The organism is Pseudomonas sp. FP2254 (assembly GCF_030687695.1).
Taxonomy (GTDB): Bacteria; Pseudomonadota; Gammaproteobacteria; order Pseudomonadales; family Pseudomonadaceae; genus Aquipseudomonas; species Aquipseudomonas quebecensis.
Map to the genome: position 1 here is coordinate 3,128,429 of NZ_CP117444.1, position 20,878 is coordinate 3,149,306.

Annotated in this window: 16 protein-coding genes and 1 pseudogene; 8 read left to right on the top strand and 9 right to left on the bottom strand. The window is 60.7% G+C overall.

The window, feature by feature from the left end; all coding sequences use genetic code 11:
* Positions 1 to 9 precede the first annotated feature (9 nt).
* From PSH94_RS14275 to tssA, 8 genes and pseudogenes are all read right to left on the bottom strand, one after another.
* Entirely contained in the window at positions 10 to 1,530 is a 1,521-nt protein-coding gene (locus tag PSH94_RS14275) for a sigma-54-dependent Fis family transcriptional regulator (RefSeq protein WP_305434908.1), read from the bottom strand.
* The gene (gene tssH, locus PSH94_RS14280) at positions 1,527 to 4,082 is read right to left on the bottom strand and encodes a type VI secretion system ATPase TssH (protein ID WP_305434909.1); all 2,556 of its coding nucleotides are present in this window, start codon (positions 4,080 to 4,082) and stop codon (positions 1,527 to 1,529) included. Before tssH ends, PSH94_RS14275 begins: the two co-directional genes overlap by 4 nt.
* On the bottom strand, positions 4,079 to 5,104 hold the full coding sequence (gene tssG / locus PSH94_RS14285; protein WP_305434911.1) for a type VI secretion system baseplate subunit TssG: 1,026 nt from the start codon (positions 5,102 to 5,104) through the stop codon (positions 4,079 to 4,081). The genes tssH and tssG overlap by 4 nt, the downstream gene beginning before the upstream one ends.
* The gene (tssF, locus tag PSH94_RS14290; RefSeq protein ID WP_181076903.1) at positions 5,068 to 6,855 is read right to left on the bottom strand and encodes a type VI secretion system baseplate subunit TssF; all 1,788 of its coding nucleotides are present in this window, start codon (positions 6,853 to 6,855) and stop codon (positions 5,068 to 5,070) included. Before tssF ends, tssG begins: the two co-directional genes overlap by 37 nt.
* Entirely contained in the window at positions 6,845 to 7,246 is a 402-nt protein-coding gene (gene tssE / locus PSH94_RS14295; RefSeq protein ID WP_305434914.1) for a type VI secretion system baseplate subunit TssE, read from the bottom strand. The genes tssF and tssE overlap by 11 nt, the downstream gene beginning before the upstream one ends.
* Before the next feature lie 14 nt (positions 7,247 to 7,260).
* Positions 7,261 to 8,736: a type VI secretion system contractile sheath large subunit gene (tssC, locus tag PSH94_RS14300; RefSeq protein WP_266247895.1), complete on the bottom strand. Its 1,476-nt coding sequence runs from the start codon at positions 8,734 to 8,736 to the stop codon at positions 7,261 to 7,263.
* A 28-nt stretch (positions 8,737 to 8,764) separates the two neighbouring features.
* On the bottom strand, positions 8,765 to 9,262 hold the full coding sequence (gene tssB, locus PSH94_RS14305) for a type VI secretion system contractile sheath small subunit (RefSeq protein ID WP_181076898.1): 498 nt from the start codon (positions 9,260 to 9,262) through the stop codon (positions 8,765 to 8,767).
* A gap of 32 nt (positions 9,263 to 9,294) precedes the next feature.
* Positions 9,295 to 10,843, bottom strand: a pseudogene (gene tssA, locus PSH94_RS14310) (type VI secretion system protein TssA).
* A 473-nt stretch (positions 10,844 to 11,316) separates the two neighbouring features.
* On the opposite strand from tssA, the gene PSH94_RS14315 reads away from it, so the two are divergent.
* The gene (locus tag PSH94_RS14315) at positions 11,317 to 11,832 is read left to right on the top strand and encodes an Hcp family type VI secretion system effector (RefSeq protein WP_181076895.1); all 516 of its coding nucleotides are present in this window, start codon (positions 11,317 to 11,319) and stop codon (positions 11,830 to 11,832) included.
* 51 nt (positions 11,833 to 11,883) lie between these two features.
* Here PSH94_RS14315 and PSH94_RS14320 read toward each other — a convergent pair whose 3' ends face one another.
* A complete protein-coding gene (locus PSH94_RS14320) occupies positions 11,884 to 12,705 on the bottom strand; it encodes an aldo/keto reductase (RefSeq protein WP_305434918.1) in 822 nt (273 codons plus the stop codon).
* 106 nt (positions 12,706 to 12,811) lie between these two features.
* Here PSH94_RS14320 and PSH94_RS14325 point away from each other — a divergent pair, with 106 nt between their 5' ends.
* From PSH94_RS14325 to PSH94_RS14355, 7 genes are all read left to right on the top strand, one after another.
* Positions 12,812 to 13,303: a DUF1543 domain-containing protein gene (locus PSH94_RS14325; protein WP_181076892.1), complete on the top strand. Its 492-nt coding sequence runs from the start codon at positions 12,812 to 12,814 to the stop codon at positions 13,301 to 13,303.
* Positions 13,304 to 13,432: 129 nt separating this feature from the next.
* The gene (locus PSH94_RS14330) at positions 13,433 to 13,714 is read left to right on the top strand and encodes a peptidylprolyl isomerase (RefSeq protein WP_010210937.1); all 282 of its coding nucleotides are present in this window, start codon (positions 13,433 to 13,435) and stop codon (positions 13,712 to 13,714) included.
* Between the two features lie 128 nt (positions 13,715 to 13,842).
* On the top strand, positions 13,843 to 15,705 hold the full coding sequence (locus PSH94_RS14335; RefSeq protein ID WP_305434920.1) for an extracellular solute-binding protein: 1,863 nt from the start codon (positions 13,843 to 13,845) through the stop codon (positions 15,703 to 15,705).
* Entirely contained in the window at positions 15,705 to 16,766 is a 1,062-nt protein-coding gene (locus tag PSH94_RS14340) for a microcin C ABC transporter permease YejB (protein ID WP_181076889.1), read from the top strand. The genes PSH94_RS14335 and PSH94_RS14340 overlap by 1 nt, the downstream gene beginning before the upstream one ends.
* Positions 16,766 to 17,788, top strand: a complete 1,023-nt coding sequence (locus PSH94_RS14345) for an ABC transporter permease (protein WP_181076887.1) — start codon at positions 16,766 to 16,768, stop codon at positions 17,786 to 17,788. The genes PSH94_RS14340 and PSH94_RS14345 overlap by 1 nt, the downstream gene beginning before the upstream one ends.
* A gap of 10 nt (positions 17,789 to 17,798) precedes the next feature.
* Complete coding sequence (locus tag PSH94_RS14350; RefSeq protein WP_305434924.1) at positions 17,799 to 19,370, top strand: ABC transporter ATP-binding protein; 1,572 nt, start codon at positions 17,799 to 17,801, stop codon at positions 19,368 to 19,370.
* A gap of 43 nt (positions 19,371 to 19,413) precedes the next feature.
* On the top strand, positions 19,414 to 20,847 hold the full coding sequence (locus tag PSH94_RS14355; protein ID WP_305434926.1) for a sigma-54-dependent Fis family transcriptional regulator: 1,434 nt from the start codon (positions 19,414 to 19,416) through the stop codon (positions 20,845 to 20,847).
* Positions 20,848 to 20,878: the final 31 nt, after the last annotated feature.

Consider the following 20,878-nt stretch of genomic DNA (forward strand, 5'->3'; position numbering starts at 1 on the left):
AGCTCTTCATCAGCGCTCCCCGCGCATGTCGTCACAAGGGATGTTCAAGCGTGCGAGACGATAAAGCAGGGTGCGACGTGCCACCCCCAGTTCGCGGGCAGTGCGGGTTCGATTGCCGCGGTTCTTGTGCAGGCAATCGATCAAGAACACCCGCTCCACCCGTTCCAGGCGCTGACGCAACGTTGCCTCGACGGCGCAGGGCACTGGTGGTGGCGTGAGAGAAAGGTGCGCCGGAAGGATCACGTCCTCCTCACAGAGCAGCACGGCGCGCTCCACCAGGCACTTGAGTTCCCGAACGTTGCCCGGGAAAGCGTGACTCGACAGTTGATCCAGCGCAGCGCTTGACCACTCCAGGGGGCTGCGTCCCAACGCATCGCAGGCGTTCTGCATAAAATGCCGGGCCAGCATCAGCACATCACCCTCTCGCTCACGCAGGGGCGGCAGTTCGATAGGAAATTGCGCCAGGCGGTAATACAGGTCCTCGCGAAAACGGCCCTCGGCCACCATCGCGGCGAGGTCGCGGTGGGTGGCGGCGATAATCCGCACATCCACCTTATGCGGCGCGCCGGCACCCAGCGGGCGAATCTCCCCCTCCTGCAGTACCCGCAACAACTTGGCCTGCAGCGACAATGGCATATCGCCAATCTCATCCAGCAGCAACGTGCCGCCATTGGCCGCGTCAAACAAGCCGATATGGTTACGCTCGGCCCCCGTGAACGCCCCCTTGCGGTAGCCGAACAGTTCGCTTTCCAGCAGCCCCTCGGGGAAGGCGGCACAATTCTGCACCACGAAAGCCTTGCCCTTGCGCGGGCCTGCGTCGTGGATCGCACGCGCCACCACCTCTTTGCCGGTTCCGGTCTCGCCCCGCAGGAGCACGGTGCTGGGGGCAAATAACACCTTACCGATCAAGCGACAGGTTGCCGCCATAGCGGCGCTGTTGCCGATCAGCCCGAATGCACCCATACGAGGCGTGGCGCCCATACGCGTGTGTGCAGGCCCCGTACGCTTGAGCAGCGTGAGCTGCCTCAAGGCAAAGCTGCCCAATTGCCCCAATGACGACGCGTAACCCTGCAACGATTGTTTACGCAGGCTGGCGCACAGCAACAGGCCGGCAACGCACTTGCGCCGCCCGAACAACGGTATGCAGGACAACGACTGCCAGGGTGTCGCCATTGCCGGCAGGAAGCCGCACGCATAGACGCTGCGCGTCAACTCATCGAGCGACAGCGGGGTAGCCTGATCGATTACGTAGTGCAGCAGTTGCTCATGTTGAAAGTCCGGCCCGCACGTGGGGTCAGCGGGTCGCGTGACCCCTGGCAAATGCTGGGCAGTCAGCTCGAGCCGACCCGTTGTCTCGTCGCGCCAATACAACTGGCTCAGTTCACAACCGCTGAGCTGGGCCGCCGCCGCGACGCACGCGTCAGGCAAGCTGGCTTCGTCACACTCACTGCCCAGGCGAGTGAACCAGGCCAGCAAAGCCTCGGCATAGTCCAGGGGATGGGGTACTTGGCTGAACGGATTGTCTGTCATTGGCTGAACTCGCAGATCGGCTGGGCGTTGGCGTCCAGACCGGCATGCACGCGCGCTACGGATTCGCCGACAGCCATGGTCTCCAGAAGCCGGTCAACCATCTGCGGCAACAGGCAGCTGTCGATCCATTGGTCGATATAACGGGCGCCACTGTCGCTGTGGCTGCAACGTTCGGCCATGTGCTTGACCAGATCGTCCGTATAGCTGAACGACAAACGACGCAATTGCAGCCTGCAGCCGAGACGCTCCAGCTTGAGCCTGGCCAGATCGTGAAGCACGTCACCGGCGATCGGGTAATAGGGCACCACACGCATTCGAGCCAGCAGGGCCGGCTTGAAATAATCACGCAACATCGGATAGATGGCCGCTTGCAGTACCTGCGGGTCGGGCCGCTGAGCGTCGGCACACAGCTCGGTGATGCATTCGCTGCCCAGGTTGGAGGTCATCAGAATCAGCGTGTTGCGAAAATCGATCTCACGCCCCTCGCCGTCGTTGGCCAGGCCCTTGTCGAAGATCTGATAAAACAGATTCAACACGTCGGGGTCAGCCTTCTCCACTTCGTCCAGCAGCACCACTGAATACGGGCGCTGACGCACCGCTTCCGTCAGTACGCCGCCCTCCCCGTAGCCGACGTAGCCGGGAGGTGCACCAATGAGTCGAGACAGCGCATGCTTTTCCTGATATTCAGCCATGTTCAGGATCGTGACAAAGCGCTCGCCGCCATAGAGCAAATCCCCCAGGGCCATGGCCGTTTCGGTCTTGCCTACGCCACTTGGGCCCACCAGTAGGAATACGCCAACAGGCGCGTCGGGCGTGTTGAGACCTGCGGCGACGGCACGCAAGTTGCGATCAAGGGCCTGCACGGCATGCTCCTGACCCAGGATGCGCGAGCGCAGCGCGTCAGCGAATCCCAGGACCGTCTCACTGTGCTCGACCGCCAGGCGTTCAACCGGAATACCTGTCCAGGCGCTGACGACCTGGGCCACCAGGCGCGGACACACCTCGAGATGAACCAGGGGATGTGCGCCCTGTCGGGCACGCTGTTCTGCCAGCACCTGTTCCAGGGCATCCACGTCCTGCCCTGCCTGGCGGGCATCGTCCAATTGCTGTCGCAGTGCAAGTACCTGTTGCGCGCACGCCTGCTCTTCAAGCCAACGTGCTTGTAACTGTTGGTACGCGTGCTCGACAGCCGCCAGTCGCCGTTCCAGCGCGCGCAATGCCTGCGCATCCACCGGCAACCCTGCGTCTGTGTCTCGCAACAGCGACAGACGCTGTCGCAGACATTCAGCCTTCTGCGCACCCAGCCGCTGCAGCGACTCGGGTGCGCAGACCCGGCTGATACGTGCACGGGCACAGGCGGTATCCAGTACGTCCACGGCCTTGTCGGGCAACTGGCGCCCAGCGAGGTAGCGGGCACTCAGGCAGGCGGCGGCCACCACGGCGTCGTCTCGTACATAGACGCCATGGCTGGCTTCATGCACCGGCACCAGGCCACGCAGGATCGAAACCGCCTCCTCAACACTCGGCTCGCCGACCTTGACCGGTTGAAAGCGCCGGGCCAGGGCGGGGTCTTTCTCGAAGTAACGTTTGTATTCCGACCAGGTGGTGGCGGCGATAGTGCGCAACTCACCTCGGGCCAGCGCCGGCTTGAGCAGGTTGGCCGCATCGGCGCCACCCGCCTGGGCACCCGCGCCCACCAGCGTATGCGCTTCGTCGATAAACAGAATGACCGCTTGTGGCGAGGCGTTGACCTCATCCATCACGCCCTTGAGGCGCCGTTCGAATTCGCCCTTGAGACTGGCTCCGGCCTGCAGCATGCCCATGTCCAGGGTCAGCACCCGTGCGTTTCTGAGCGGTTCCGGCACCTGATCGCTGGCGATCCGCAAGGCAAGCCCCTCGACCACGGCCGTCTTGCCTACGCCGGCTTCGCCAACGAGAATCGGGTTGTTCTTGCGTCGTCGCGCAAGGATATCGATCAGTTGGCGAATCTCGCCATCGCGACACAGCACCGGATCGATCCGGCCTTCATGGGCCTGCCGGGTCAGATCGTGAGTGAACCGTGCCAGGCACGACTCACCATCGCTTGCCGGGGCGCCCTCCACCTTCCGACTTGCAGCAAACTCGCGCACGCGCTGCGCATCCAGGCGGCTCAGCACGCGTTGATAAGCGCAACCTTCAGGCTGTGGCGGGTGACACAACAACGCCAACAACAGCGCGGCATGGTCCACCTCGGTTTGATGCAACTCCAGATGGGCCACCAGCAAGGCGTTTTGCAACCATTGCACCAGGCCCTTGGCGAACACCGGATTAGGCGAAGCACTCGTTTCAATCCTTGGCCGCAGCGTGGCTGCCAGTTCAGCGCTGTCAACCTCGGCGTCAGCCAATGCCTTGATTAACAGGCCTTCGCAGTGTTCCAGCAGGACGCCCAGCAGATCCTCTACAAGAACCTCGCCGCCTCCGCGCGTCACGCAACGCTCGGCTGAGCGTTCCAAGTCTCGCCGCGCCTGGGGATTCAATGCGCGGATAAGTTGTTGCAGGTCTACATTCATCATATGCCTCTGCCCTTGCGGCGAATATTGCCGGTCACGATGACCGCGCCATCGGCGCGTGCAGGCGTCAGCCAACTGGCCCAGCCCAATCGACAAACGTTGTGTTCGCCAAGCTGCAACGGTCTGATCTCTTCTTTGCTCAATACCAGGCGCAGGTCATAGTCCAGTGGTTCGCGCGCGATCAGCCCTATCAGTGCACACAGCGGCGGGTGGTCGGTGCCCGAAGGTAAAAAATCGTGAAAACGCTGCCAGTCGAGGTCCGGCAGGTGCACCCTGAATTTCCCGCTGCGGTCGTCGACTCGGCAGCCAAGGACATGGTCCACACCCAGCGCGTTGTTGGCGTCGCCAAGCCTGTTGCGCTGCGTCGGTGAAATAACAACCGAGCGCGCCACCCATTGCTCGACCCACAGGCGGGAGTGCCTGAAGTAGTAACGCAGCACCGTCTCGATCAAGGCCGCGGAATGCACGCGCAGGCTGAGCAACCCGAGATAAGGCAGCAGTCGCTTGCAGTTCAACTGGGCGGCATCGCGAATCGGCTGGCCTCTCAACCCGGCCAAGGCGAACATCTGTTCGGAAAACCTGTCCCGCGCGCCCCCCTCGAAGCACGCGCGATAGCGGTACTTACGCCAGATCGGCAGCATCAGGCGGTGCAGCCGGTGGTGGAACAGGTCCAGGAAGTCACGGGCAGCATTACCGCCCGCCCCATCGGCAAATGCCTGCTCGCCGTAGAACGCCGGCAGCGGCGAGCCTGCGCCACATAGGCTCAGCACGTTTAGACGAAGACGCGCGTGCCATTGTCCCTGCTCGACAAAAAACTCCAATCGATCGATATCGTGACCGGGAAATCCGAGGCCTGGGTTGGCCTGGAATTCCAAACGGTCATACAGCGCGTCGTTATCCAGCAACGGATGCGCATCGCGTAAACGCCGGATCACCTGCGAAATTGCCTGGAACAGCGAATATTCACGGATGACACGGGACAGTTGCGTTAAATCAGAGGCTGCTGGCCCATCCGGGTTGGCCATAGGTACACATCTCCTTGTGTGCTGGTGACACGTAGTTCGTGGCAAGTGTTGAGGCCCGCATAGAGCGCGAAGAATTCGTTGAGTACCGAGGCGAATACAAATATCTCGCCCTGCCCCAGGAAGCCTTGGGCGTCGATGCTCAGGTCGATCAGCACGCCTCGCAACGGCATGCCTCGATGCAATCGATCAACCTGGACGTGACTGATGGAGCGCAATGCGCCCAGTCTTCTCTGGCTGATTTTCCTGGCCTGCCGGTCGTGATAACGCGGCAGGTCGTAAGTTTCCAGAACGCCCTTCAACGCGTTGATATCGCTCAACGACAGGTAGTTGAGCGACATATTGCTGATCAGGCGCCAGAGAAAATCCTGGTCCAGGGGCGGTGCGAGGCTATCGGTCGGCGCGCAGATGTTGCGAAACGACAGCCCTTCGGGGGTCTGCTCGCAGGGCTGGTTGATCGCTCCAGCCGCTAGTTGTCGAGTGAGGTTATGGTTGGTGCAGGTCAGCTCGATCGACAGCGTTTCCTGCTCGTGTCCGACGCCATCGGCAAAACCCAACCAGGTGTCGAGCCCACCATGCTGCGCCGAAGCGCGCTGGCGAATGGTGTAGCTGGGCGGGCCTGCGGAGGCGTTCCCATGGCCATCGTGTTCAAACGATTCAAAGGGGACGTACGCCCGGTAACCCTGGCCGCCAGGACGCCAGCCTGTCACTCGGTCGACGGAAAACACACCGGCGTTACCTCGCGCATACTCTCCGGGAATCAGCAGATACTCGTCCTGCTTGCCATCCAGGCGAATCGGTACCGCATCATGTGTGAACAGGTTGACGATGGGCGTGCAATACAGCTTTACGTTGTCCCGAGTCAGATGCTGGAGCTGCGAGGGTTGGTTGTGTAACTCAAAGCGCAACGTCACGCCGCAGATTCGCTTGATGACCTCGTTGGGCAAGCGTCGCAGCGCATCCAGCCCCGTCACATCGACGAACAGGTACTTGTCGGGGAAGATGAAATACTCCTGCAAATGACGGTAGCCAGTGAAGGTGTTCGGCGGATAGGGGATCAGCGCCTGATCCTGCGCGAAGCCCACCGGCTGCACCTGATCCGCGCCAATGCGCAGCGATAACGCCTGGCCATCACGCTCGGAAATCGGCGCACCTGCACGGTCCAGTGGCAGTAACTGCACACCCGTAAGATGACGCAGCAGCCCCAGGTACAGGCCTTGGCTGATGTAGCGGTCCCCGGTCAGGTGCAGGCGCAACTGGTCAAATGCGCACTGACTCAAGTCGCCCTCGGCACTGATGCGCAACTGCAGGCTCAACACTGCCTGCTCTCCCTGAACGCTGTAGTCCAACGCGCTCAGTTGAAGGGGCAAGACCTGGGTCGCGTAACAGGTTCGAAAGCGGCAACGTTCGCCTTCGACCGAACCACTTTCCACCGGTGTATCCCGCGCAACCATGACCCCAGGCCCAGCCGTCTTCAATGGGTCGAACTGCAGGATGCTGAGTGCTGGAATCGGGCGCATATAATTGGGCCATAGCAAATGCATCAGGGAGTGCGTCAGCTCCGGCAATTCGTCATCCAGTTTCTGACGCAGGCGCCCGGTTAGAAAAGCGAAGCCTTCCAATAACCGCTCGACATCCGGGTCCTGGCCGGCTTCGCCGAGAAACGGCGCAAGCGCCGGATTGCGTTCGGAGAACTGCCGTCCCAGCTGACGCAAGGCGCTGAGTTCGCTTTGGTAATAACGGTTAAAGGACATCGGGCAACACCTCGATACGTCCCGCATCACGCAGGTGTGCGGTAAAGACCACCGGTTGCACGACGCCATCAATACGCAGTGTGGCGTCGATGGCAAATGCCAGGCACAAGGGGTCATGATCGCGCGGCAGCACACGCACACGAACGTGGCTCAAACGTGGTTCGTAGGCTCGAATAAAACGCTCGATCAGCAAGCGTGACTGGCTCAATGATTCGTGCAGGCTCTGGTTCATCTCATTGAAGTCAGGCAACCCATAATCCGGCAGCGTCTGCACGCTCCCCGCGCGGATGCTGAGCATCTTGCCCAGGTGAGCCGCGACAGATGTCACGCCACAGCCGGGCTTGGCCGACGGTGCTGCAAATCGTTCGAACAGGCTGTGGTTGCGAGTCATGACCTGGCGCTTGCTCATTCTTTGTCGAGCTTGCCGACGAGGGACAAGGTGAAATCGGCCCCCATGTATTTGAAGTGCGGTCGCACGCTCAGGTTGACGCGGTACCAGCCCGGTTCGCCTTCCACATCACTGACGACAATACGCGCCGCACGCAGCGGGCGCCGTCCACGGACTTCGGCGCTGGGGTTTTCCTGATCGGCGACGTACTGACGAATCCACTTGTTGAGTTCCAGCTCAAGGTCGGTGCGCTCCTTCCAGGAACCCAATTGCTCGCGCTGTAGAACCTTGAGGTAATGCGCCAGACGGTTGACCACCATCATGTACGGCAGCTGGGTGCCCAGCCGGTAATTCAGCTCCGCCTCCCTGCCCTCGGTACTGATGCCGAAATGTTTGGGTTTCTGTACGGAGCTGGCGGAAAAAAACGCAGCATTGTCACTGCCCTTGCGCATCGTCAGGGCAATGAAGCCTTCTTGCGCCAGCTCATATTCACGGCGGTCGGACACCAGCACTTCGGTAGGAATCTTGGTTTCGATCTCGCCCATGCTCTGGAAGTGATGCAGAGGCAAGTCTTCCACTGCACCGCCGCTTTGCGGGCCGATGATGTTCGGGCACCAGCGAAACCGTGCAAAGCTGTCGGTAAGGCGCGTGGCGAAGGCATAGGCGGTATTGCCCCACAGGTAATGTTCGTGGCTGTTCACCACGTTTTCCCGGTAAGCAAAGGTCTTGACCGGGCATTCCAGTGGGTCGTAAGGCGTGCGCAAGAGGAAGCGCGGTACGGTCAAGCCGATATAGCGCGAATCTTCGCTCTCGCGAAAGCTTTGCCACTTGGCAAACTGCGGCCCCTCGAAATGGTCCCTGAGATCCTTGAGGTCAGGCAGGCCCGTGAAGCTCTCCAATCCGAAGAAACCCGGGCCGGCAGACGCGATAAACGGCGCATGAGCCATGCAGGCCACACTGGCGGCGTACTGCATCAGTTTCACATCGGGCGCGCTGGGAGAGAGGAAGTAGTTGGCGATGACGGCGCCCACGGGCTGGCCGCCGAACTGACCGTACTCGGCGCTGTAAATGTGTTTGTAGAGCCCGGACTGCGTCACTTCCGGAGAGTCTTCAAAGTCATCCAGCAGGTCCTGTCGTGAAACGTTCAGCAGTTCGATCTTGATGTTTTCGCGAAAATTGGTGCGGTCGACCAGCAACTGCAAACCCTTCCACGACGATTCCAGGGCCTGGAACTCCGGGTGGTGCAGGATCTCGTCCATTTGCAGGCTGAGCTTCGCGTCGATTTCGGCGATCATTCGATCAACCAGGCGTTTTTTCACCGGCTCGCCGCTGTTGTGCGGCTTGATCAATTCTTCGATAAAGGCTGAGACGCCACGCTTGGCAATGCCATAGGCTTCGTCGTCCGCGCTCAACAATGTCTGGGCAATGATGTTGTCGAGAATGCCGTGCTCTTGAGCGGCGTGGGCAACGGTTTGAGTGTGTTGGGTATTCATGGCGTCAGTGTCCTTTTACTGAGGTATGTCAGGCGGATGGGTCGCTCAGGCCCAGCTCCGCCAGTACCCGCACGCGGGATTCGTCGTTGGTCAGGGCTTGCTCTATGGCCTTGCGAAAGCTTGGTGTGTTGCCCAAAGGCCCCTTGAGCGCCACCAGCGCCTCACGCAGCGCCATCAGTTTTTGCAGTTGAGGAATCTGCTCAACCAGATGCGCAGGGTTGAAGTCCTTCATCGAGTTGATGCGCACCTGAATCCCCAACTCCTCGGCATCGGCGCCCTCCTGAAGTCGATTGGGCACATTCAGGGTCAGGTTCAATGCCTGGTTGGCCAACACTTCGTCCAGGGTGTTCTTATCGATGGCGATAGGCTTGCGGTCTTCGAGCTTGCGCACGTCTTCGCGCTGGGTGAAATCCCCCAGCACAAGCAGTTTCAACGGCAGCTCGACTTCTTCCTGGGCGCCACCGATAGCGGGTTTGAACGTAATATTGATGCGTTCCTTCGGGGCTACGGAACCTTCTTTGGCCATGGTATTTCTCCTTGTTCGGGGGGCTCGAGAGCCTATTCAAGTACCGCTTCAAGATCGAAGAGGCACAGCCTGCGATGGGTGTCTTCCTTGCGCTCGCGCACGGCATGGCTTTGCGGCACGAGGTCACAGCAACGGTGCAGCAATTGGGCGACATGCAGCGCAAGCTCCGGCTCCCAGCGGTCCAGCCCGGTGCGCTGCAGTTCTAGATCGAGTTGGTCGAGCTGGATCTTTGCCAGTTCATGCTTGCCCGCTTGTACACACAGGCGCGCCTGGGCCAGGCGCCAGTAAAAGCGCTCACGGTCGCCGCGAGCTCCGTGCAGGCCTTGCTTGAGTTCATGTACGACGGCCTTCAGGCCCTCCTTTCGCAGCCTGGGCTGCAGCGCCTGCAGGGCGACCTCCCAAGGCTGGGCATCGGCGGCCTCACACAGCGTTTCGGGCGGCTGCCTATGAGGCCGCACCTGCAAGGCAATCCAGGTCCGGGTGCCCGCATCGGCAAACGGACTGCCGTCGTGAAAGCGAAATTCAGGCAGGTCGGGCAGCCGTTGCAGCAGCAGGGCAAAGCTCACTTCCAGCTCGCTCATGGCCAATGGCGCCTGCGGGGCCTCCAGGCATTGCCAGACCATGTGCAGCCCATCAAACCAGAACATCGCACCCGCCAGGCTGGCCTCGAGCTCAAGCAGCAGATCGGCGTACTGGCCCTGGGCGAGCCACTCCCGGTAACGCTTGAGCTTGTCGGGCGCCGGGCCACGCAGCGTGGTGATCCGCTCCGTGTCGGCTTGCGGATAGCTGATCAGGGTCATCCACATCAACGTGCGATTCAGGCGCAATGCACGCAGGTCGGTAGCGTTCTGACGCAGCCACCAGGCGCACAATGGCCGAGCTTGTTCCTGCAAGGAACGCAGCCATTTATGGGCGTCCTTTTCGCTGTCCAGCGACAGTTCGGCTCGCAGCAATTGAGTGGTCGCACGGTTGGCCTGAGCAACGACACCGCTCAACTGGGCGTCAGCAGGATCGCCTGGCGCGGTATGCTCCAAGCGCTGGTCCCATTGCCTGCGGATCGACAGCAACAGCGGCGCGTCATCACCCAGGTGACTGCTCAACAACTCATCCAAATGGGCCAGTCGCTCGAGCAAAGCGCGATGCAGCGGCTGCTGGTCATGCAGCGAAACAATCTGCGCCGACAATGACTCGAGACGCAGAACCAACCACGCGAATGCCGCGGCTCGGGTACGGTTTTTTGCAGGATAAACAATCGACCAATGACGGTCGCACAGGTGACACAACATCCCAAGGCCCGCCAGCAGACCCGCAAACGACTCACGCTGGTGCAGCGCCCAGGTCAGCCAGACAGTCACGCGCAGATCCTTGGACTGACGGCGCAGCAGCTGCTCACTGACTTCAATGACCTTGTGCCAATCCGGCTGGGAGGTGCCGTGCATTGAGTGGACCTTAATTAGTTTCCAATTCCAAGGCCTCGTACTCGGGCGAAAAGCGCACGTCACCACCCGCGAAATGTTCTTGCGAACAGGGCGCACGGACAACTTCAATATAATAAACACAGAGCTTTTCATAATAATTCATTTTAACCACGCGCAACTTAAGAGCACGAGAAGCCAACTAATCGCATTGCATAAACGCATCATATTTCAGATATATTTCGCCAGAACGACAACGAAGTCTGCAAACAGTAGACTTGCCTCCAGCATTCAGCAAGCCACCAGTCGCCACTTAAGCAATTTCCTACAACCCAATAAAATCAAGGCCTGCGCAGCATTTTGCACAGTCAACTAAGCCCAATTCGTCAATTAAATACTAAACCCCAGCCTTTGAAGCCCGTTCACTGCGAGCAATTAACTGCGCACTCATGCGCAAACAATCCACCATTAACTTAACTCTCACTCGATCATATTCGACCAAAACAAGCACGTTATCGCAGCAACCCCGCGCCTTTATTGGCTCACGCACTTTCCGGCACGCTTTTTGTTATAGGCATTTGACCAGTCGACGCAGCTGTCGTCTGGAACTACCTATTTAACCAGGCAAGGAAAACCGTCATGCCAACACCCGCGTATCTCTCCATTACCGGCGTCAAACAAGGTTTGATCACGGCAGGCACGTTTACACAGGACTCGGTAGGTAACATCTATCAGGAGGGGCACGAGGATCAGATCCTGGTCCAGGCCTTCGCCCACCAGGTCATCATTCCCCGCGATCCGCAATCCGGGCAGCCGACCGGGCAGCGGGTTCACAAGCCGCTGATGATCAGCAAGGTCTTCGATAAATCCTCACCGTTGCTGTTCAGTGCGCTGACCAGTGGCGAAGAGGTCAAGTGTCGACTGGAATGGTTCCGGACTTCGTCGGCCGGTACCCAGGAGCATTACTTCACCATCGAGCTGGAGGGTGCCACGCTGGTGGATATCCAATCGCGCATGCCCAACTGCCAGGACCCGGAAAACGCCCATTTCACGCACTTGGAGGATGTGTACTTCACCTATCGCAAGATCGTGTGGACACACGAAGTGTCCGGTACTTCCGGCTCCGACGATTGGCGCAGCCCGGTAGCGGGTTAAGCCGCTCGGCACGGAAACGGCGCCCATGGACGGCACCGTTTCCGGTTGCGGCTAGACCATTGCCAACCGATGTTTGCGCTGGGGCGGCCCGAAGACACGGTCGATGGCGTCCAAGTCGTGCTTGTCCAGAACCAGGTCGGCAGCCGCCGCGTTAAGCCGGATGTGTTCCGGCGTAACCGCCTTGGGAATGGCGATCACACCGTCCTGGCGCAGCACCCAGGCCAGGGCCACCTGGGCGGGAGCTGCCTCGTGACGAGTGGCGATCTGCTTGAGCGTCGGACTGGACAACAGTTCTCCGCCCTGGGCAATCGGACAGTAGGCCATAAGGGGTAAGTGATGTTGTTGCCACCAGGGCAGCAAATCAAACTCGATGCCGCGCTCTTGAATGTTGTAGAGCACCTGGTTCGTCGCACAGGCCGGGGATGCCAGTTCCTGCAGGTCGGCTACGTCGAAGTTGGAAACGCCCCAACGGCCGATCTTGCCTGCCTCGCGCAGACGCTCAAAGGCTTCGACGGTTTCTTCCAGGGGGTACTGACCACGCCAGTGCAGCAGATACAGATCGATATAGTCAGTGCCCAAGCGCTGGAGGCTGGCTTCACATGCACGCGGAATGCCCTTTTGGCTGGCATGGTGCGGATACACCTTACTCACCAGAAACACCTGGTCGCGTTTACCATGAATGGCCTCGCCGACCACCCGTTCAGCGCCGCCTTCGCCATACATTTCGGCGGTATCGATCAAGGTCATGCCCTCGTCGATGCCCAGTTGCAACGCCGCGATTTCAGCCCGGCGATGATTCGGGTCTTCGCCCATGCGCCAAGTGCCCTGGCCGATGACAGGGACGGGCACGCCCGCCAGATCAATGCTACGCATGACAACCTCCTGCTCAATTCACGGGTTAACACTGTGGCATTGACCGGACAAAAGGGTTCAATCGAAGTATGGTTGTGCCTTGCTCAATCGCCAGGAAGGACCTGCAATGCTGTTTGTCGTGATGCTCGGGGGCAAACACCCACGGGCCAGTATCGAAGTTCATGATGTGGTGTTCGCTGCGGCGGATACGCTGCAAGGCACTTACCCGCAACTGCGCGATGCCTGGTTCGGCAATGCCAAGGGCGTGCACATCGATTCGTGGATGGAGGTCGACGGCGTCGACGGTTGGAAAATCGAACTCAGCCACCTGGCGCCCCAGGCCGGCGCCCATCATCTGTATTTCATCAATCTGGGCGGCTATGAGACCGACAGCTTCGGCGAGGCCCATCATTATGTGCTGGTGGTTGCCCGTAACAAGCAGGAAGCCACGAGCAAAGGCAAGCAACAGATGCGACGGCACTGGTCCCAGGCCCATACCGACGCAGTGCTGGATGTGGACGACTGCCTGCCCATCGACCTGGTGGATGGCCGCTACCTGCACCTGGTCCAGGGCGCACATCTTCCAATCGTCCAGCGCAACGATTACATCGTTCTATAGTGAAACGTCAGCCTGCCTGCCAAAGGCATGGCCCGCCGCCGCACCGCTCAGGCAATCCCTGGGAACTTTGCCGGGAAATAGCCGCCTGATTCCGGTACGCTCACCCTTTTCATTCAAGGAGTTACTCTCATGGCCAAAGCCACCGCCCGCCACATCCTCGTGTCCACCGAAGACAAGTGCAACGAACTCAAGGCCCAAATCGAAGGCGGCGCCGACTTCGCAGAAATCGCCAAAGCCAACTCCAGCTGCCCATCCAGCCGCGACGGCGGCAACCTGGGTTCGTTCGGTCCAGGCCAGATGGTTAAAGAATTCGATACCGTGGTATTCAGCGCTCCAGTCAACACCGTGCAAGGCCCGGTCAAGACTCAGTTCGGCTACCACCTGCTGGAAGTCACCAGCCGTCAGGACTGATCCGCCCTGCGCTGATGCGTGAAACAACGGCCCGCCATCTGGTGGGCCGTTGTGCATCCGATCACTGGCGACGGTGCCGCCGTTAGCGTACAAATCCCTATTCTTTTATCCGGCGTTCAAGGCTGACAATGCGATTGGCTTTTTCCACACCCCTTCTCGGCACTGCGCTGGCCCTTGTGCTGGCGAGTACCGCCGTGATCGCGGCGCCACAAGCGTACCTTACGGTGTACGGTGAACCGGCCAAGTACTCGGCCGGTTTCACCCATTTCGACTATGCCAACCCCAATGCACCCAAGGGCGGCAGCCTGCGGCGTTCGGCTATCGAGATCGGGCGCTTCGATCATGTGCTGCCGTATATCGACAAAGGCATCGGCGTGTCCCAGGTCGATGGCTGGCTTTACGCGCCCCTGGCCCAGCGCTCCCTGGATGAGCCTTATACGGTCTATGGCCTGGTCGCCGAGAAGATGGAGCGTGCCGAGGACGGCCTGTCGCTGCGCTTTTACCTGAACCCGAAGGCGCGCTTTGCCGATGGCAAGCCGATCACCGCCGAAGACGTACGCTACAGCTTTGACCTGTTGATGACCCAAGGCAGCCTGCGCTTTCGTACGCTGTTCGCCGACGTCAAGCACGTAGAAGTGGAAGGCGAGCGCCAGGTGCGCTTCGACTTTTCCAGCAATGAGAACCGCACCCTGCCCCTGGATATCGCCACCCTGCCGGTGTTTCCTCAGCACTGGTGGAAGACCCGCGATTTTGCCAACGGCGGCGGCTACGAAGCGCCACTGGGCAGCGGCCCCTACAAGGTCAGCAAGATCGATTCGGGCAGCACCATCACGTTTACCCGCGACCCCGACTGGTGGGGCAAGGACCTGCCCATCAGCCGTGGCCTGTACAACTTCGATCACCTGAGCCTGGAGTACTTCGGCGACACCGAAGTCGCACGCCAGGTATTGCGCGGCGGTGCCTACGACTTCAATCGCGAGTTTTCCGCCACCGGCTACTCCATCGGCTACAACGGCCCTGCCCTCGACGATGGACGCCTGCAACGCGCGCATTTGGCCAAAGAGATGCCGCAACCGGCACAAGGCTATGTATTCAATGTGCAAAAGCCGATGTTCAAGGATCGCCGCGTACGTCAGGCCCTGGCGATGTTGTGGGATTTCGAGTGGGCCAACCGGCAGATGATGCGCAATATGTACATCCGCCAGCAGAGCTTCTTCTCCAACAGCCCGCTGGCCGCCAGCCAGTTGCCAACCAAGGAGGAACTGGCGATTCTCGAACCGCTGCGCGGGCAAGTACCCGATGAGGTATTCACCCAGGTGTTCAAGGCACCGGTCACCGACGGCAGCGGCATGATCCGCGACAAACAGCTGCAGGCCCTGAGCCTGCTTGAGGAAGCTGGCTGGAAGCCCGACGGCGACAAACTGGTAAATGCCCAGGGCGAGCCGCTGGAGTTCACCTTCCTGAATGCCCAGGCCGGCCTCGAGCGGCTGCTGCTGCCCTACAAGCGCAACCTGGCGCAGATCGGTATCACCCTGAATATTCGTCGCATCGACTCCTCGCAGTATGTAAACCGCTTGATGAGTCGAGACTACGACATGATCGTCACCGGGTTCCCGGTCACCACCTCTCCGGGGATGGAGCTGTACAACTACTTCGGTTCGGCCGCCGCGTTCGATTCGGGGGCCAATAACTACATGGTGCTCAAGGACCCGGCCGTCGACACCCTGATCAAAGGCCTGGTCAAGGCCGACACCCAGGCACAGATGCTCACCTACGCCCATGCCCTGGACCGGGTGCTGCAATGGAATTATCTGTGGATTCCCAATTACTACCCGCCCGGTACGTCGGCGGCGTGGTGGAACCGCTTCGGCCGCCCGGCCATCGAGGCCAAGAACGATGAGGCCCTGGAAACCTGGTGGGAAATCAGCCCCACACCGCTGACGAATGAACAAATGAAAGCCGAACTGAAAAAACGCGCGGAGGCCCGCTGATGTTTGCCTATATCGTGCGGCGCCTGCTGTTGATCATCCCGACCCTGGTGATCATCCTGCTGGTGAATTTTGTGATTGTGCAGGCCGCCCCCGGCGGCCCGGTGGAACAGGCGATCGCCCACCTGCAAGGGATTGGCGGCGGTGGCGTCGGCGGCTCGTCCGGCGAAGGCATCGGCAGCGGTTCGCGCGCCAGTCGCGGCCTGGACCCGAAACTGATCAAGGACATCGAAAAGCAATACGGCTTCGACAAGCCCGCGCCGGAACGCCTGTGGTTGATGCTCAAAAGCTACGCCCAGCTGGACTTCGGCAACAGTTTCTTCCGTGGCAAGAGCGTGATCGACCTGATCCTCGAAAAAATGCCCGTGACCATTTCCCTCGGCCTGTGGGCCACTCTGATCACCTACCTGGTGTCGATCCCCCTGGGCATTCGCAAGGCCGTGCGCCATGGCAGCAGCTTTGACGTGTGGAGCAGCACCGCCATCGTCATCGGCTATGCCATGCCGGCGTTCCTGTTCGCGATGTTCCTGATCGTAGTGTTTGCCGGTGGTACCTCCCTCAACTGGTTCCCGGTGCGCGGCCTGGTCTCGGAGAATTTCGAAGAGCTGAGCACCGTGGGCAAGGTGGCCGATTATTTCTGGCACCTGGTGCTGCCGGTGACCTCCCTGGTGATCGGCGGGTTCGCCACCTTGACCATCCTGACCAAAAACTCATTCCTGAATGAAATCACGCGTCAGTACGTAGTCACTGCGCGCGCCAAGGGTTTGAGCGAGCGCCGCGTGCTGTACGGTCATGTATTTCGCAACGCCATGCTGCTGGTGATCTCCGGAATTCCCCAGGCGTTCATCAGTGTGTTCTTTGCCGGTTCGCTGCTGATCGAAGTGATCTTCTCCCTCGACGGTCTGGGCCGCATGAGCTACGAAGCCGCCGTATCACGGGACTACCCGGTGGTGTTTGGCTCGCTGTTTATCTTCACCTTGTTCGGCCTGCTGATAAAACTGATCGGCGACCTCTGCTACACCCTGGTGGACCCGCGTATCGACTTCGCCGCGAGGAACGCCTGATGCTCAATCTGTCACCGGTGGCCCGCCGACGCTTCGAGCGGTTCAAGAAAAACCGTCGCGGCTGGTGGTCGCTGTGGCTGTTTATCGGTCTGTTTATCCTGACCCTGGGCGGCGAGTTGATCGCTAACGACAAACCCTGGGTGGTGAGCTACAAGCACGAATTGTATTTCCCGGTGTTCAAGCGCTACACCGAGCAGCAGTTCGGAGGGCAATTGCCATTTCAGGCCGATTACCGCAGTGATTACGTACAAAAGCTGATCAAGCAGGACGGCGGCTGGATGCTGTTCCCGCCGATCCCATTCAGCGACGACACGCCCAACTACGAACTGACCCGCCCTGCCCCCAGCCCGCCCTCGGCGGTGAACTGGTTGGGCACCGACGACCAGTCGCGGGATGTGCTGGCGCGGGTCATCTTCGGCGCTCGGGTATCGATCCTGTTCGCCCTGGCGCTTACCGCGATCAGCGCGGCTATCGGCATTGCCGCCGGCGCGCTGCAGGGATACTACGGCGGCTGGGTGGATTTGATCGGGCAGCGTGTACTTGAGGTGTGGTCCGGCCTGCCGGTGCTGTACCTGCTGATCATCCTGTCGGGTTTCGTCGAGCCGAATTTCTGGTGGCTGCTGGGGATCATGGCGCTGTTTTCCTGGCTCGCGCTGGTGGACGTGGTGCGCGCCGAGTTCCTGCGCGGGCGCAACCTTGAATACGTCAAGGCGGCGCGGGCCCTGGGCCTGGGCGATGCCAAGATCATTGGTCGGCATATCCTGCCCAATGCAATGACTGCGACCTTGAGCTACCTGCCATTTATTTTGACCGGTGCCATTTCCACGTTGAGCGCCCTGGACTTCCTCGGCTTCGGCATGCCGGCGGGCAGCGCGTCGCTGGGTGAGCTGATCGCCCAGGGTAAACAGAACCTGCAGGCGCCGTGGCTGGGCCTGACGGCGTTTTTCACCCTGGCGCTGATCCTGTCGCTGCTGGTTTTTATCGGCGAGGCGCTGCGTGACGCCTTCGACCCACGCTCATGAGTGATTGCAAATGAACCTGATCGAGATCCGCGACCTCTGCGTCGCCTTCAACGGCCAGGCCGTGGTACGCAACTTGAGCCTGGAGGTGCGCCCCGGCGAGTGCCTGGCGCTGGTGGGCGAATCGGGCTCGGGCAAGTCAGTGACCGCCCATTCGATTCTGCAACTGTTGCCTGAAGCCGGCAGCGCCACCACCGGCTCGGTGAAATATCGCGGCAAGGAACTGGTGGGAGCGCCTGCGACGACCTTGCAGAAACTGCGCGGCAACCGCATCGCCATGATTTTCCAGGAGCCGATGACCTCCCTCAACCCGCTGCACAGCATCGAAAAACAGATCGGTGAAACCCTGTTGCTGCACAAGGGCCTGGGCGGCAGGGCGGCGCAGGCGCGCATCCTGGAATTGCTTGAGCTGGTCGGTATCCAGAAGCCCAGGGAACGCCTCAAGGCCTATCCTCATCAGTTGTCCGGCGGCCAGCGTCAGCGGGTGATGATTGCGATGGCCCTGGCATGCGAGCCGGAGCTGCTGATAGCCGATGAACCGACCACCGCGCTGGATGTGACCGTGCAGCGCAAGATTCTGCTGCTGCTCAAATCCCTGCAGCAACGCCTGGGCATGTCGCTGCTGTTGATCAGCCATGACCTCAACCTGGTACGCAGCATCGCCCAACGGGTGTGCGTGATGCACGCCGGCGAGATCGTCGAGCAGGCCGAATGCCAGGCGCTGTTCAGCGCGCCGCAGCACCCTTACAGCCGCCTGCTGCTGGATGCCGAACCGGCGGGCGACGCCCTGTGCAGCGAGGAACGCGAGACGGTGTTGCAAGTGAATGACCTGAGCGTGCAGTTCCGCCTCGGCGGCGGGCTGTTTCGGCGCAAAACCTACCTGCGCGCGGTAGACGGCATCAGCCTCAGCGTGCAACGTGGCAAGACCCTGGGCATCGTCGGTGAATCCGGCTCGGGCAAATCCACCCTCGGCCAGGCGATCCTGCGCCTGCTGGATTCACACGGCGGCATATGCTTCCAGGGCCACGCCCTAGAAGCCCTCAACCATCAACAGATGCGCCCGTGGCGCAAGCAGATGCAGGTGGTGTTCCAGGACCCTTACGGCAGCCTCAGCCCGCGCATGTCAGTGCAGCAGATCATCAGCGAAGGTCTCGAAGTGCATGCCCCGTGCAGCCTGGCCGAGCGCGAAGCGCAGGTCATCCAGGTGCTCAAGGATGTGGGCCTGGACCCCGCCAGCCGGCATCGCTACCCCCACGAGTTTTCCGGCGGCCAGCGCCAGCGCATCGCTATCGCCCGCGCGCTGGTGCTCAAGCCGGCGCTGATGCTGCTGGACGAACCCACCTCCGCTCTGGACCGCACCGTGCAGAAACAAGTGGTGGCGCTGCTGCGGGAACTGCAGGAAAAATACGGCCTGACGTATCTGTTTATCAGCCATGACCTGGCCGTGGTGCGGGCCATGGCCCACGACATGATCGTGATCAAGGACGGCCAGGTGGTGGAGCGCGGCGCCAGCCATGACCTATTCGAGTCACCGCAGCACCCCTACACCAAGGAACTGATGGCAGCGGCGCATATCCCGCTGTAGGACGTTATGGGATTCCACTCACCCTTTTGCTGGCGGCATGGGCATGAACCTCACCGATAACCTCACCGATTACCAACAGGTACGCGGGCTGGCGATCCAGTCGCTGTTCGAGATCATCGAGCAGTCCAGCGAAGGCACGGTGATTGTCGACCGTGATGCCAACATCGTGTGGATGAACGAGCGCTACGCCAGGCGCTTCGGTCTCAAGAGCGCCGAAGAGGCCATCGGCCAACCGTGCGAACAAGTGATCTCAAACAGTTTGCTGCGCCAGGTGGTGCGCACCGACCGGCCGATCCTGCTGGATATCCAGGACACGCCCAAAGGCCCGCTGGTGGTGATGCGCCTGCCGATTCACAACGATGCCGGCGCGGTGATCGGCGCCATCGGCTTCGCGCTGTTCGATGAGCTGCGCAACTTGTCGCCCCTGATCGAGCGCTACCTGAGCATGCAGCAGGAACTGGCCTCCACCCGCTCGTTGCTGCGCTCACGCCAGAGCAAGTACACCTTCGCGCATTTTATCGGCACCAGTGCCGCGAGCCTGGAGGTCAAACGCCGGGCGCGGCGCAGTGCAAAGGCCGAGTCGCCCGTATTGCTGCTGGGGGAAACCGGCACCGGCAAGGAGCTGCTGGCCCAGGCCATTCATGGTGCGTCGTCGCGGGCGCACAAGGCGTTCGTGAGCATCAACAGCGCGGCGATCCCCCACGACCTGCTGGAAGCCGAATTTTTCGGCACGGCACCTGGCGCGTTTACCGGGGCGGACCGCAAGGGTCGCTCCGGCAAGTTCCAGATCGCCGAGGGCGGTACGTTGTTTCTGGATGAAATCGGCGATATGCCGCTGCCGCTGCAAAGCAAACTGCTGCGGGTGTTGCAGGAAAAGGAATTCGAACCGGTCGGCTCCAACGAGATGCTGCACAGTGATGTGCGGGTGATCGCGGCCACATCGATGGACCTTGAAGCGGCAATCAAGCGCGGCGAATTTCGCGCAGACCTGTACTACCGCCTGAACGTGCTGCCCATCCAGGTGCCGCCCCTGCGCGAACGCCTGGAAGATATTCCGGCGCTCAGCGAGGCGATCCTCGAAGAACTGCGCAGCCACCACGAACTGGACCGCGAAGCCCTGGCCCTGCTGGCCCAGCATGCCTGGCCGGGGAATATCCGCGAGTTGCGCAATGTGCTGGAGCGCGCGGCGCTGTTGAGCGATGACCTGGTATTGAACGCCGAGGAAGTCCGCGCGGCGATCGGCACCTTCAGTCCGGTGGCGCGTAGCAATGCCGTGGCGGCGGTAGAAGGCGAAAGCTACAACGCGGCGCGAGAGCGGTTTGACCGGCAGGTGATTGTGGCGGCGCTCAAAGGGTGTGAAGGCAATGTGGTGGAGGCGGCTAAGCGGTTGGGGCTGGGGCGATCGACGTTGTACAAGAAGATGGTGGCCCTGGGCATTACGCAATCTCTAAATAGAGACAAGCATCTCAATAAATAGACAGACTGGGTGGGAGGGGGCTTGCCCCCGA